At 37.2% G+C, this 13,580-nt stretch carries 14 protein-coding genes; all 14 read right to left on the bottom strand.

Annotation, left to right across the window (positions count from 1 at the left end; all coding sequences use genetic code 11):
- Nucleotide 1: 1 nt before the first annotated feature.
- Complete coding sequence (locus tag IHV10_RS22320) at nucleotides 2-1,057, bottom strand: hypothetical protein (RefSeq protein ID WP_197134788.1); 1,056 nt, start codon at nucleotides 1,055-1,057, stop codon at nucleotides 2-4.
- Nucleotides 1,058-1,061: 4 nt separating this feature from the next.
- Nucleotides 1,062-2,171, bottom strand: a complete 1,110-nt coding sequence (locus tag IHV10_RS22325) for a siphovirus ReqiPepy6 Gp37-like family protein (RefSeq protein WP_197134791.1) — start codon at nucleotides 2,169-2,171, stop codon at nucleotides 1,062-1,064.
- 2 nt (nucleotides 2,172-2,173) lie between these two features.
- Entirely contained in the window at nucleotides 2,174-3,067 is an 894-nt protein-coding gene (locus tag IHV10_RS22330; protein ID WP_197134794.1) for a phage tail family protein, read from the bottom strand.
- Between the two features lie 4 nt (nucleotides 3,068-3,071).
- Nucleotides 3,072-7,271, bottom strand: a complete 4,200-nt coding sequence (locus IHV10_RS22335) for a phage tail tape measure protein (protein WP_197134797.1) — start codon at nucleotides 7,269-7,271, stop codon at nucleotides 3,072-3,074.
- Between the two features lie 181 nt (nucleotides 7,272-7,452).
- Nucleotides 7,453-7,908, bottom strand: a complete 456-nt coding sequence (locus IHV10_RS22340; protein WP_197134800.1) for a hypothetical protein — start codon at nucleotides 7,906-7,908, stop codon at nucleotides 7,453-7,455.
- Nucleotides 7,909-7,983: 75 nt separating this feature from the next.
- Nucleotides 7,984-8,568 carry a phage tail protein gene (locus IHV10_RS22345; protein WP_197134803.1) on the bottom strand — a complete coding sequence of 195 codons (585 nt, stop codon included), beginning with the start codon at nucleotides 8,566-8,568 and terminating at the stop codon, nucleotides 7,984-7,986.
- Nucleotides 8,569-8,997, bottom strand: coding sequence for a hypothetical protein (locus tag IHV10_RS22350; protein WP_197134806.1), 429 nt, complete (start codon nucleotides 8,995-8,997; stop codon nucleotides 8,569-8,571).
- Nucleotides 8,984-9,376, bottom strand: coding sequence for a hypothetical protein (locus tag IHV10_RS22355; protein ID WP_197134827.1), 393 nt, complete (start codon nucleotides 9,374-9,376; stop codon nucleotides 8,984-8,986). Before IHV10_RS22355 ends, IHV10_RS22350 begins: the two co-directional genes overlap by 14 nt.
- Nucleotides 9,366-9,716, bottom strand: a complete 351-nt coding sequence (locus IHV10_RS22360; RefSeq protein ID WP_197134809.1) for a phage head closure protein — start codon at nucleotides 9,714-9,716, stop codon at nucleotides 9,366-9,368. Before IHV10_RS22360 ends, IHV10_RS22355 begins: the two co-directional genes overlap by 11 nt.
- Nucleotides 9,703-9,927 (bottom strand): hypothetical protein, encoded by a 225-nt coding sequence (locus IHV10_RS22365; RefSeq protein WP_370629690.1) that lies wholly within the window; start codon nucleotides 9,925-9,927, stop codon nucleotides 9,703-9,705. Before IHV10_RS22365 ends, IHV10_RS22360 begins: the two co-directional genes overlap by 14 nt.
- A gap of 78 nt (nucleotides 9,928-10,005) precedes the next feature.
- Nucleotides 10,006-10,311 (bottom strand): hypothetical protein, encoded by a 306-nt coding sequence (locus IHV10_RS22370; RefSeq protein WP_197134815.1) that lies wholly within the window; start codon nucleotides 10,309-10,311, stop codon nucleotides 10,006-10,008.
- A 36-nt stretch (nucleotides 10,312-10,347) separates the two neighbouring features.
- Nucleotides 10,348-11,475, bottom strand: a complete 1,128-nt coding sequence (locus IHV10_RS22375; RefSeq protein ID WP_197134818.1) for a phage major capsid protein — start codon at nucleotides 11,473-11,475, stop codon at nucleotides 10,348-10,350.
- Between the two features lie 44 nt (nucleotides 11,476-11,519).
- The gene (locus IHV10_RS22380) at nucleotides 11,520-12,284 is read right to left on the bottom strand and encodes a head maturation protease, ClpP-related (RefSeq protein WP_231619659.1); all 765 of its coding nucleotides are present in this window, start codon (nucleotides 12,282-12,284) and stop codon (nucleotides 11,520-11,522) included.
- Between the two features lies 1 nt (nucleotide 12,285).
- The gene (locus tag IHV10_RS22385; protein WP_197134821.1) at nucleotides 12,286-13,437 is read right to left on the bottom strand and encodes a phage portal protein; all 1,152 of its coding nucleotides are present in this window, start codon (nucleotides 13,435-13,437) and stop codon (nucleotides 12,286-12,288) included.
- Nucleotides 13,438-13,580 lie beyond the last annotated feature (143 nt).

Genomic DNA, 13,580 nt, shown 5'->3' on the forward strand with positions numbered 1-13,580 from the left:
ATCACACCTCACTTATCAAAATGCCATCTGCATCATAGGTAAGTGTTCTTGGTCTTGTTTTCTCTACTGTAGTTCCATTTAAACCATAATAAGTTAAGGTTCGCGTTGTGTAGAGTGGTGATGTTCCACCACTTAGAACTGATTTAACTGCTAAAGTATCATCCTGGCGTCTGTATTCAATCGTGGTAAAAATGCCGTTTGCATCTTTTCCGGACTTATAGACTTTAAAGTCAGTCTGTTCAACTTTCTTTCTTGCTCCGTCCGGCGTTTCTTTGGCGTTCCAGTCTGTCCGTTCTTGTCCGGTTATGTGTGACACACCATCCGCCTTATGTGCAATAAGGTCTTCACTAATTTGTGTAAGATCAGTTTCTGCTTCTGTAACCCGACTCGTAACTACTCCTAGATCGGTTTCGACCTCTGTAATTCGATTTGCTAAGTTTCCGGCAACATCACCACTCAGTTGTCCTTTAACACTTTCAAACCAAGTCTGAAATTCTTGTTCATGATCTTCGCTTGTTTGCTCAAACCATGATTGGTATTGATTGAAAATTGCAGTTGTGTCTGCTTGAAGTAAGCTGTTAACTAACCCACAAAAAGTATTATTCAATCTTAGATCAGTAATAGCTGACTGCAGGATAGAAGTAACACCTTGGGAAACCAAAACATCAGCAATTCCAAGTTCGTAAATGTCTGCATCCCTTTGCAAAGGTATAGCTACAGGGGTAGAAGCAAACTCGCCCTTTTTTACTACTGCTTGTATTAACCGTTCTGCAAAGTTTAACTGGATCACAATTCTGTCAATCCGATTTAAAAGTCCATCAGCCACATCAATAGGTATTACTAGATCTAAAGTGTTTTGATACATATAACCATTAATCCAAGCTGCACCTGCTTTTAATTTCACGTTCATATCAGTACCGTCAGTGACTACTTGAAGATTAAAGGCTACGTTAGGAAAGACACCATTTGTGATGAATTTGCTGAAGTAGTTAGCGTAATCTTCAGCTTTGTACCTTCTATCTCCATTTACACTATTAAAGAAACTGGATTTCTGCACTTACTCACCTCATTCTTTGTTCGATTTTTTCAAGTAAAGTCGGTATGTTGCTTCCAAAATTCACACGTACATCACGATGATCATTTTCATAAACCTCTTCGACCGTTGTAATTCGTGTGTTTAATGTAACTCCTAGCCTTTCATTTTGAGTTGTTACGATGTCACCTAGGTCAAAATCAACCTTGTAAACTAGGTTTGAAGTAAGGATAATACTTCCTTCAAGAGTTGAGATCGATCTGCACTCAGAAAGCTTTGTAAGGCCCCTTTGTTTTAGAAGTTCCTCATACTCTTCATCGCTTAATGTAGTGTTATCGGTAACGTTGGAAAGGTCCCGAGCATCCACAAATACTTCCTTTCGCTTAAATCCTTCTAGTTCATTATTAAGCAGTACTTTTTTGCGTGCTGCACCTTCTCCTTGTCCAGCAACTAAAACCATATTCTTATATCCAGAATTACTGTCAGTGTAAGTTTGTTCTAAAACATTTTCGAATTCCAAGGAGAAGATTGCTCTAGGGTTAACGTTTTGATTTACAGACAAGTCTCTGCCGTTAAATACATCAAAGATGTATTGTTTATTTGCCAAATCAAAAAGGACTCGCCATCCCATATCGTACTTGATAGCTAGTCCTTCTATAACTTCAGCAAGATTGCCATAGGAATTTGTTTCACTTGCTGGAATCTCAATATTTCTATTTGTTGAGATCGTTAATCCTGGTAGTTTTCTTCTTACTAGTTCTGGAGAAACAGCGTTACGTTCAACAAAGTATTTCATAACGTCTTCAGCTGTCCCTGTTTTAGAAGTTTCCTCCCATATCAGCCGTTCTGATAAAAAATTATCAATCAGAAACCCTGTTAATACTAAGGTATCTTCTGTTTTATCATCAAACTTTAAACCCACAATATATGCAGCCTCTTCTGGACTATCCTCTTTGACGATAATTCTGTCCTTTTGCACAAGAGCGAGTAAATCAGAGGACTCTTTAAAATCTTCCGGTAGATTAAGATGGAGTTCAAAGCTCCCTGTCTTATAAAACTCTCTTCTCCATATTAGTGATTTAAAGGAGTCTATAATTCCATGTAGATTAAACTGATTATCAAACACGTATAGATCCATACTTAAACCCCCAGGTATTGAGTTGAGAAGTAAATGGAAACTTCCAAGTTTTCGAGATTTTCATCAGCATCGTACCTAAAAAGATTATCTCCTGTGGCGAGCTGCATAAACTTACTCCCGAACTCAATGGTATTAAAGATATTTGATTTAACACCATTTAAAGATGACTCAATTCTTTTTCTGCTTTTATTTGTATTGATTGTAATTGTTTCACCTGGACTCATAAGCCTATTCAGCTTAATGTATTCGCGTGTATTCACGTTAAATAGAGAGGGGTTTAAGACACTCCCTATTGCTTTGAATTTAATAATCATACCTGTCTCTACTTGACCATTATTTAAGACGTTTACGATTAAAGATGGGGAACGTTGCCCCATTTCTAATCCCTCTGAAGGGATTTCAAACGGAAATTCGAACAATGAGTTCCAGACAGCAATCTCAACTTTGTTGACTTCCGTAGATTGAAAGAAAGGATTTCCTGCTGTTAATTGAACAAGAACATTATGCCATCCTTCGTTTGTGTGTTCTGGATCTGGATTAATAGAGGGTGAAAGCTCAATATTAGCGTCAATAAATACACTTCTTACCTCGGTTTTAATCTCAAGACGTAAAGGATTATGAACAGGATTAAAAACAATAAATAGTTCGTCTCTCCTGTCCTGTATCCATTCCTGTGATCGATCTTGAACATCGATGTAGAATTGTAGGGATAAATCCCTTTTATCTAATCTAGAGGCAACAGGAATGGCTCCATGACTTTGATAGTTAGATACATACGTGACATTTGCTTTTACTCCAGAAGTATCTATATCTTCTTGAAGTTTGAAACTCCCTTGCTTGGAGATGAGCAAGCTGTCACCGTTTTTGTTTGTGCAAAGAATCTCTTTTATTCGCACTTGCTCACCGTCCTTTTAACTGAAATGCAAATTGCTGTAAAGCTTGGCGATTCAATCTTGCAGTTTCTGCAGGAGATAAAGGTGTAGGGCTATTGATAATTACTTTTTGTTCAATTTTTGCTGGACCTTGATTAGATGTTCCTGAAGTTCCAGTGCTGTTCACTTCAATTCTAGGAACAGCAGCACTAGCTAATTGATCAGCCATACTTGATATGTTGGTGACAGAATGGTTCATGCCTTGCACTAAACCTTCCCCGACCATTTCCCCCATCCATTCCATGACTCTAGAAGGAGAATGGATATCTAAAGCTTTCTTAATTGTTGCTGATACAGAATCAGCAATGGATTTTGCTTGTTTCATCAATGGTCCAGTCATTTCAGTTAGTCCTGACATAAGACCCTTCATCGTATCTTTACCAATGGTTTTCATACTTGCAGCCATAACATCAAAGTTTTCTTTTGTTCCCTTAGTGATTTCTTTGATCTGATCATTTAATTCTTTTTGATATTGAGCCATTTCTGCTTTTGCCTCTGCTCGCATTTCTGCAACTGTTCTTACCCAATCGGCTTTAGCTTGTAACATTTGTAAATGTGCGTCCTGTCTTAATTGGGAAACTTTAGCCACATACTCTACACGTAACTGTTCCAGTTGCATAGCAGACTCTGCACGAAGTTGCTGAATCTGAATCTGTGTATCCAGCCTTAAACCTTCAGATTCCTTGGTTGCCTGTTGTCTGGCCAAACTACTCTTTTGTTGCCACAACAAAACATACTGCTGTAATTGTTCTGCAGACAATGAATTCAGAGCCTTAATTTCGTCTACGGATTTTGGTCCGGCATCTTGAAGCTCTTTTAATAATTCTTGGCTTACACCTTTAGAAGCTAACTGATCCATGTTCGACTGATAATCTTCAAAAGCAGAAACTTGACCACTCAAATTATCAATCAACGCTTCTCCACTTACCTCTTTACGTGTTACTTGGTCAAAGAGTCCTGCAAAGCTATATAGAGCTTTTGCTCGGTCATCTACAGCTTTGTTGTATGTTTCAGTTAAGCTCTTTTCACTTTCAGCAAGCCTTTGATTTACGCTCAGAACTTGTTGCTCATAATCAGTCTTGGCACTTATTAGATCATCGTTCAACTTCTCTTTAATGCTCTTAACCTGGTTCTTATAATCTTGTTCTGCTTTTATTTCATCTTCTTTTAATTTCTTAGAGGTATCTTTAACCTTCTGTGCGTACTGATCATTGAGGTCTTTCAGTTTATCGTAAATCTCTTTTTTTACGCGATAAACTTCTCTTTCGTAATACTCCCTCTCTTCAGAACCCTTTTTATACTTTTTAAGGTACTTTTCATATATAGCTAGTTCTTCAGTTAAGGAGAGCTTATTATAGAATTTTTTCTTCTCTATATAAGCTTTTTCAGATTCAAAGGCTTTTTTCGTTGCTTCAGCAATTTTCCTTGCTGCCTCTTCAGCATCTTTCTTTTTAGCTGTAATCCCTTTGGCGAAACCTTCACCAGTGTATTCCCCAAGTTTATAAGTAACCCTGGATGGTGAATGAATGTCCAAAAGTTCTCTAATATTTTTCGGTATAGAATTAACGATGTCTTTGACTTTCTGTTTAACGTTTCCGGCCATTGAACTTATTCCATTTACGAGACCTTCTATAATGTTTTTGCCTATAGTCCGAAGATCAATTCCTGTTAAAAAGTTTTTAGCTTGATTCCAACCGTTTTCAATAGCTGTTTTTACATTTTTCATAGCGTTTGAAACAGAGTTTTTTAAGCTTTCAAATCCATTAATTACACCATTTTTAATATTTGTTACCGAATTGCTAACAATGTTTTTAATTCCGTTCCAGATATTGCTGGATGTTGTTTTAATGGTATTCCAAGCATTAACAACACCGTTTTTTATGCTTGAGGCTGCACTAGTAACGGACGTTTTAATAGCATTCCAAACAGTTGAGGAAAGAGATTGAATTCCGTTCCACACTGTAGTGATATAAGTTTTAATAAAACTTAAAGCACCTGAAAACACTTGCTTTATGCCTTCCCATATCTGCTTAAACGAGTTTTTCAAGTTATTAAAAATAGCTATAGCATCTCGTTTAAGAGCTGTAAAGTCCCCAGTAACAAGATCCACGATCAGCAAGACAGCTCCTAGAAAAATGTTCTTAATTAGGTTCCAGACACCTGAAAAATATGTCTTTATGCCGTTAAATATCGTGTTTATACTGTCCTTAAATCTGCTGTATAAGGCTGTTGCATGGGTTACGATCGTATTCACAACTGTTAATATCGTTGATTTTATCGCGTTCCAAATTGTTCTAAAGAAACTGCTTACGGCTGTAAATATAGACATTGTGGAAGCTTTAATGTTATTCCAGGAGTTTGTTATAAAAGACTTAACAGAATTTAGAATTGTTTCGGTACTGGTCTTAATTGATGTCCATGTATTTGAGATCCAGTCCTTAATAAAAGTGAATACTTCTAAAGTTTTAGTTTTTACTGCCTCGAATGCTTCTATAGTTTTTGCTTTTATTGCATCCCAGTTTTTATATATGACTACTGCAAGTGCAGTAATAATTACAATAGCTGCTGTAATTGCCGCGATAATGCCAGCTATGGGTAATATAACTGCCCATTCGGCTGCGGCCATAGCCCCTAAAGCTGCAGTTAAAAAGCCAACAACCCCTATTAACAGAGTTAAAGCAACACCAACAGCAGCACTAATAGCAATAAAGGTTTGAGTGGATGGTGAAAGACTATTAAACTTATCAGCGATCCCTTGTATAAAACCTGCTAGTTTTTCCAAAGTTGGTGCCAATGAAGTTCCTATACTAATAGCCATTGTCTCAAAAGCACCAGATAACTCATCTATGGTACCTTTAAGATTATCTTTCATTTTCTTGGCTGCTTCCTCAGAAGCACCACCACTCTTTTCTAATGAAGAGGTCATCTTTTCAATTTCAGATGGACCTGCAGCCATCAAAGAAAGCATTCCTGAAACAGCTTCAGTCCCTACTAAAGACGCTAGTGTGGCTGCCTTTTGTGTGTCAGTCTGCCCCTTCATTGAAGTGGAAAGGTTTTGTACCAAGTTTGAAAGTCCTACAAAGTTCCCTTGAGCATCAGTAACTGCTATCCCCATTTTATCCATCAGTTTAGAATTTTCTTCCGATGGATCAAGCAATGAAAGTAAGGCAGAACGAAGAGTTGTTCCGGCTTGTTCGCCCTGCATACCTGCATTGGTCATTATTCCAATGGAGGCAGAAAGTTCTTCCAGACTTACTCCAAGAGCTGCTGCTGGTGGTCCAGCATATTTTAAAGCATATTGCATATCGGTTAGATCTGCTGCAGATACGTTAGCAGTCTTTGCTAAAATATCAGCAACTTTTGTGGCTTTACTAGCTTCCATTCCAAAAATATTTAATGTTGAGGCCATCACTTCTGCAGTTTGTGCCATATCCGATCCAGAAGCTTCAGCTGCAGAAATAACTCCTGGCATGGCTCCTATAATATCCTTGGCAGTAAATCCTAGTGCTGCTAATGCTTCTTGCCCCATTGCTATCTCTGTAGCTGATTTAGAGGTGCTTGCCCCTAGATCTAATGCTGATTGTCTGAGTGCTTGGAGTTCTTCTTTACTAGCATTTGCGATAGCTCCTACTCTAGATAACTGAGCATCAAAATCCATTGCTTTTTTTACTGCTACACCCAATCCAGTTCCTACAGCTACTCCTGCAGCAGTAAATGCTGTACCTACTGTGGTACCAACACTCTGCATATTCTCGCCTGTGTTTTTTAGAGCTTCACTTACCTTTTTCGAGGTGTTTGCCTGGTCTTCGAGTTTCTTATTTACTTGAGTAATCTCGTTTGCTAACTTTTGTTCAGCTAGTTTAGCTTGGGTTAAATTCTTAGAAAGCCGTTCTGCTTCTTTAGAATTTTCCCCGAACACTTGCCTAGCCTTTTGTAATTGTGCTTCTGTTGCAGCTACCTTTTGAGCAGCAATCTTTTGAGCATTACCTAAAAAATTTATTTTGGCGGTTAATTGATCTGCCTCTGTACCTGTTTCTTGAAGCTGTGCTTCCTGTAAAGCAAATTCTAATCGGAGTTTTGAACTCTCTGCTTTCATTTCTCCAATTGCTTTGTTGAAATCTTTATTAAATGCTCTAAAGGTAACTTTGGTTTCTGAATTTTGGGCCATTTAATCACCTGCCTTTCTTACCTAGGATTGTTGCTCCACGCATCAAATGCCAATTTCCCTTCAACAATTCGCTCCACCGACCATATAGAATCATGCCAAAATGTTTCTGCATCTATCCCATGTACTAAAACATAGAGAATATACAAATCTTCAACGCATTCTATTTTTAAGGACGGTGGCTTTACCTGTTTCCCTTTTTTCCACTCTTAGTACTTGCTGCTAATCCTTTTGCGAACTGGTTATCATTTGGCATGTAGTTACTTAAAATGTTTGTGTAAAGTGTGACTGTTTCATCAAATGAATAGTGAAATTGCTCTAAGAACTCTTCAAATGAAAGTTCGATGTTTCGATTAGCGCCCAGGATTCCTATATAAATTACAGACTGGAGCTCTACCTCATCAATGGAGTCCAATGCCCTAGGATCTACTCCGTTTTTGGTTTTGAATTTCTCTAAGCCTTGAAGTTTCATCAATCCTGCAATTAACGATGTTTTAATTAAACCTAAGTCCTTTCCTCGCTTTAGAGCATGGTTTGTAATCATGCATGGAACATTTTTTTCTTCTGCAATTACAGTTGAGTACTCACCGTCTTGTTCAAGGACTTCTATCTTTTTTAAATTTACTTTTGAAATTTTCATAGCATCTTTCATTCCTTTCTTTTTTCAACAATAAGATAAAAGAAAAACTCCCCTTTAAGGGGAGTTTATTAATTATTAAGGAGTTGGAACTGCTTTTACTAGTGCTGGAGTGAATGTAGTATGCCACTGTGTTTTTACTGTTTCGTCAGTAACCTCACTCGTAATGGCCTCATAATAAAACTGACCTTCACTATCTTTCATGACTGTAAATTCAAGTTCAAGTTCAGCTAACTCATCAGCAGCGTTTTCAACTTGGATTTTAAGCCCTGTATTAGAAATACAATTTGCAAATGCGATTAACTTTGTGATGTCTTGGAACTCATCAATCACATCTGCTGTAAGAATGAAGTTTTTTCCCTTTGAATTGGCACCATATGCCCATACACCAGGTTTAAGGTCTTTATTAGTCAATCCAAAAAGATCTCGTGCAACAGCAACAGGGATATGTCCTGATACTGTAAGGTTCATCTTAACAGGTTTTGTGATTTTATTTGCTTCAGAACCCTCTACAATTTTAACGAATTCTCTAAGTTCTGTTTCGCCTTCAACACTACCTAATAAACCGAATTTTTCACCTGTCTGCTGTGTGCCGTTTTCAAAAGTTTGAATACTAGCATTTGTGATCCTGACGGCATCAAATTGTTCTACAACTGTACTCATTTAGTTACCTCCTAGTGATTCTTTAATTGTTTTATCTAGAGCATCATTAAGCTTCTCGATTATGATTGGAGACGCTTTTTGTAACCCTTTATTCATAAAATGCTGTGGTTCATTTCTCTTTGATTTACCGATACCTAAGTCTGGATACTTTAAATAATTAAACTTAGGTTTAGGTCTGATCGTAAAACCTAAGTTTTCCTTTTTGCTAGATTGAGGATTGGTTACATGACGAGCATGTTTCTTTTTCCTCACGCGATTTTTCCAAGTCGAAACAGGTATTTGTGGTTGAATCTCCCTGACCACAATATTGACTCCTTCTCCGTGGAGAACATCATTTATTGCTTGTTCTGACCGCCCAGGAATCTGTTTCATCTTCTCTTCAAGAATCTCAATATCTTTAAAATCAAGTGCCCATTTATTCGATGACATACTTAAATGCACGAGTAAAATTCAACTCAATCTCATCAACATAGGAGTCTGTATCTCCTTTTTGTATTGCTGCTTTTAATGAGTTTTTAAAGATATGGCCGTTTCTTTCCAATAACGTAATAATATCAATGGTCACTTCATCTAGATCGTCACGATTTTCAGAGTAGTATCTCAAAGTTACATCTTGAACAAGAAGGCTTTTATTTTGCTCTGCCTTCTTTGTAAATCCACCTGTTTCGTAAATGAAGTAATGATAATCTGTTTCTTCATCTTCACTTACTTGGTCCTGGTAAACTGTAACGTTAAATGCTGCTTCTAAACTTGTTACCAGAAGATTGTTCAATTTCTTCAATCGTTCCTTAGATTGATTATTCAGAATGTCCACCTACTTCCTGTAAGTAGAAATAAAGATATCGTTGATTGTTATCGGGATCTACTTTTATCGCATCATACTCAATCCCTCGGATGATAATCTTTAACTTCGACTTATTGATAAATCGAAAAGAAGGAGGGTACATCGTTTTTACTTTCATATCTAACTTTGCACCCATCAATCCTGCTTGCTGATAATCACTATCCCTTGCAGAAATCTCCCTGAAATGAAGCTTTCCTTTTTCAATGAATTGAGATCCAAGGCTTTTTCGACTTTCACTTCTCAGCGTCTCTTTATGGCCATAAGCCAGATATCCGTCATTAAACGTCTCTCTAAGTTGTTCCATCGGTTACACCTGCTCTACTAACAGCTGTTGATAGGATGAGCCGAGCCAGTTCATGATGAAAATTCTTCTCGAACTCATCTGCAGCATTGTTATAAACATAACGACAACGTTCAAGCATAAGGAATTTAGCTTGCCCTTCTGCTGAAAAATCAAACGACGTACCACATAATTCATTGAGGTACGCCATTGATCTAGTTAAAAGTTTTTTCAAATCCAGGTCTTCATCAGTCCAGGTGACTCGAAGATTACTTTTAAGGAGAGGTAGTAGCTGTTCTTCCAATCAAACCACCTACTTTTCCTCTGAACTTTCATTCTTTCCTTTTCCCTTTGACTGGGTTTTGGTTGATTCTTTTTTCTTGGATTCATCAACGTCACCAGTATCAGGTTCTTGCGTTTCTGGTGTTGATGCATCGGAGTTTTTCGGTTTAATCTCTTTTCCTAAGAAACTCTGATTATATCTGTTCTTATCAGATTGCAAAAAGCTTACCCTATCTGGATCAGCTTTAAAGTTTTCTTTAGGATATACATCACCCTTTTCGTAAAGGGTGTTGTCATGTTCGACTTCCACAAATGTATTCAGAACTTTATAATTCATTTTCTTTTCTCCCTTTCTTCATAAATATTATTAAAATTAAGGTGTTGGTACACCGATTCCTGTAATATCAAACACTAAGAAACTAGCATTATCTTTAGGACGTCCGTTTGCAAAGTGTTTGGAAATGTATACTCGTTCGTCCTCAAGGAAGCGATACTCGTCACTGTATTCAATTTTTTGAGAAGATCCTACACCAAGGAAGTAATCTTCACCAATGCCTGCAACCATTTTCCCTTGAGCTACAGAAACGGATTGAATTACTTTTGCTGGTATCGGAAGCACACCAGATACATAAGTACCACTTTGAGTCAGATATGTTGTTTCTGGGAAGATTTTTTCCCAGTAGTCAAGTGGGTTAACAATTAATAAGGCCTCTTTAACTGTTCGTTTACCGTTTTTTGAAAGTTTGGCCATAATTTCTTTACCAAGAGTTTTTGGAGAAAGATCCGCGATCGCAACAGCTGCTTTGTCAGGATATACTCCATCAACTACAGCACCTGCTAAGTCCTTAACCATTCCGATTGGTTGCTCTTTTCCTGTCCCCTTAATTACTGCATCTTCAAGGCCAATTGCCATTGATTCAGCTAGAACTGTTCGCACATACTTATCTAGCCAAACAGGCCCTAAAGCAAGCATTGCCTTTGCAACAGGTAAAAAGGCTGACAGTTTGTAGAGGTCAGTCTGAATCTTCTCGAATCCGTCATCTAATAGCTCTTTAATAGCTGCTGAAAGCTTTCCCCACCAAGCAGTAGGAATATCACCTTTCTTTACAATCCACTGTGTTACTCCAGTAGTATTTTCGAATTGAATATACTTAAGAAGTTCATGGGACTGAGTTAGATAATCAAACACGCGATCAATTACAGTTGGTGGAATAAGTTTTTCCACTCCGTCAAATCCTTGTCCGTCAATTACTTCGTTGTAATACTTAACTTCATCTTGTGTTAATGGCTGAAGACCACGAGTAGCCATTACTTGACGATCTGTTAAATCTTCATTCATTGCTCTCTTAGCTTCAGAAATGATGTTTTGCTGAATGTTATCAGCAAACGCTGTAAATGCAGCAGCCATCTCCTTATCATCACCACTATTTAAGGCTTTAAGAAGATTTTCTTTCATTTCCGTTTCGTTCTTGACGTTACGATCTAAGTTTTCTACTGGCATGTTAGTACCTCCTGAAATTTTTCAAAATAAAAAACACCGCCTTATTAAGACCGTGTTACTTCAAATGCATTTAAGAAATTTAAAACTTTGTTAACATTGCCAGATGCTTTATTTTCTTCTCTGGCAGGTGGTGCATCTTCATCTGAGTCTTTCGCTTCTGGTTTCGTAGCTTCAGTAGCAGATTGATTAGAATACTTGTTAAGGAATTTTTCCTTAGCAGAAATCTCCTCTTCCTTTTCTTCTGGCTCTTGAATTTCATCAGAAATTTCATCGCAAAAGCCAAAGGTTTTACACTCTTCAGCTGTCAGCCATGTTTCGTCAGATAAGAGTTGTTCGAGTTCGGATTTTTCACCAACAAAACGACTGGTGTAACTTTCTGTTACTGCTGTATCTATCTTTTCTAGATCATCAGCCACTTTTCGAAGCTCATTAGAGTTACCAGCTGCGAATGTCCAAGCCTTATGAATCATCATCATCGTGTTCTTCGGCATAACGATTTTATCCCCGGCCATAGCGATTACACTGGCACCACTTGCAGCTAATCCGTCAATATGGATAATGATTTCTGCGCTATGATTTTTTAATAGGTTATGGATTGCGATTGATTCAAACACATCTCCTCCAGGGCTGTTTACATGGATATTAATTTTTTTGGCCGAGATGCTATTCAATTGCGATCTTACATCAGTAGCAGAGATATCTGAATACCACCCTTTTCCTATCGAACCATACATGTACATGTCTGCTTCCTGGTTCTCAGCTTTGTTAAGGACCTCGAATCGTTTATTGATTTTTGGTAGTTCCGGCATTTTATTCACCTCCTTTCAAAGTGTCTGCTTGTTGATAGTTCTTTGTAACATAACGTTTATTAGCCCACTCTTCATTGATTGGTTCTTTACCAAGCAATAATAGAATGTCATTAATGGTTAAACCACCTACAGCAAATAGTTTATCTGCAGCAGTTGCAAGTTGAGTAATATCAACAACTTTAATTTGTGTAGTATCCAACTTTAAGTACGATCGTTCCAGGTATTCATTTTTTGTATACATCTTACGGTTAAATTCAGCAGCTATTAACTTAGCGATCGGCATGATACAAAACATTAAAAAACCATCTATTTGTTTTTCAACATCAGCAACATCGCCCCTGATTAAACCTCTTGGAACATGAAATGCCATAGCTACAAAGTTTATAACATCGTTGGCCAGCTCACTAATATCTCTGCTTGTGTTGTTATGAGCTCCACCATATTTACTATCGCTCATATCTTCAATTCCATAACCATCTTGCAGTTGGAACGCGGAACCTGCTTTATCAGCATTAAACCAATTTGATAACTGTGTTTCAAATAAAGCATTGATTGCTTCTTGTGTCTCAGTATCCTGAGAACGAAGGAAATTTCCTTTTATCAAAATTCGTTTATTGTTTTTTCTTTTATAATAACCAATTGCTGAAGCAAGAAGCTTTCCGTAATCCTTATATAATCCATCAATGACATGCATGATGTTCCTATCATTCAACTTAAAATGCAGGACCTCAGATTCTAAAAAAGTTTTTCCAAACTCAAGATCTCCAACTTTCACTTTTTCATATTTATTTTCTCTTAAAGCAAATTCGGTTTTCTCGAATTCATCTGCGATCAAAAGTTGTCTATCTTGCATTATGACTAGACACTCATTATTCATAACTAAATGATTTACCAGACTATGCATAAATTCAGAGGCATTCTGATTTTTGTTAGGCTGAACATTTAATAAAAAATAATTTTCGCCTCGCGTTGCAGTCCCCTTATCAAAAGTCTGGAATTCACACCTAGTAAGCGTATTGGCTATCAAATCAATACACGTTTCAATTGCAAGCCGTTTATAAAAAAGGTTTGAGCTTAAATCAAAAAAGCTAGAATCCAGTTTAAGGGTATTATTAGTACCAAAAAGTCCTGATATCCAATCGATAAACTTCAATTTTTCTCACCTCCTTTTTAGAAATTAAAGGACTTGAAAATCTTTTTGATGTTGTCTTTTGTGAGCTTGTTGTTTTCATTTAGTTCAGAATCAAAATTTAGGGCATGTAAAAAAGCGAAAAAACCATCTGTTTTTCGCTTCTC

The sequence above is a fragment of the Fictibacillus sp. 5RED26 genome, from assembly GCF_015903895.1.
Lineage (GTDB): Bacteria > Bacillota > Bacilli > Bacillales > Fictibacillaceae > Fictibacillus > Fictibacillus phosphorivorans.

What these genes read in the sequence shown, in the direction of transcription:
- IHV10_RS22325 (WP_197134791.1), bottom strand. Translation starts at nt 2,171, where the DNA reads ATGGATCTATACGTGTTTGATAATCAGTTTAATCTACATGGAATTATA.
- IHV10_RS22335 (WP_197134797.1), bottom strand. Translation starts at nt 7,271, where the DNA reads ATGGCCCAAAATTCAGAAACCAAAGTTACCTTTAGAGCATTTAATAAA.
- IHV10_RS22340 (WP_197134800.1), bottom strand. Translation starts at nt 7,908, where the DNA reads ATGAAAATTTCAAAAGTAAATTTAAAAAAGATAGAAGTCCTTGAACAA.
- IHV10_RS22345 (WP_197134803.1), bottom strand. Translation starts at nt 8,568, where the DNA reads ATGAGTACAGTTGTAGAACAATTTGATGCCGTCAGGATCACAAATGCT.
- IHV10_RS22350 (WP_197134806.1), bottom strand. Translation starts at nt 8,997, where the DNA reads ATGTCATCGAATAAATGGGCACTTGATTTTAAAGATATTGAGATTCTT.
- IHV10_RS22360 (WP_197134809.1), bottom strand. Translation starts at nt 9,716, where the DNA reads ATGGAACAACTTAGAGAGACGTTTAATGACGGATATCTGGCTTATGGC.
- IHV10_RS22370 (WP_197134815.1), bottom strand. Translation starts at nt 10,311, where the DNA reads ATGAATTATAAAGTTCTGAATACATTTGTGGAAGTCGAACATGACAAC.
- IHV10_RS22375 (WP_197134818.1), bottom strand. Translation starts at nt 11,475, where the DNA reads ATGCCAGTAGAAAACTTAGATCGTAACGTCAAGAACGAAACGGAAATG.
- IHV10_RS22380 (WP_231619659.1), bottom strand. Translation starts at nt 12,284, where the DNA reads ATGCCGGAACTACCAAAAATCAATAAACGATTCGAGGTCCTTAACAAA.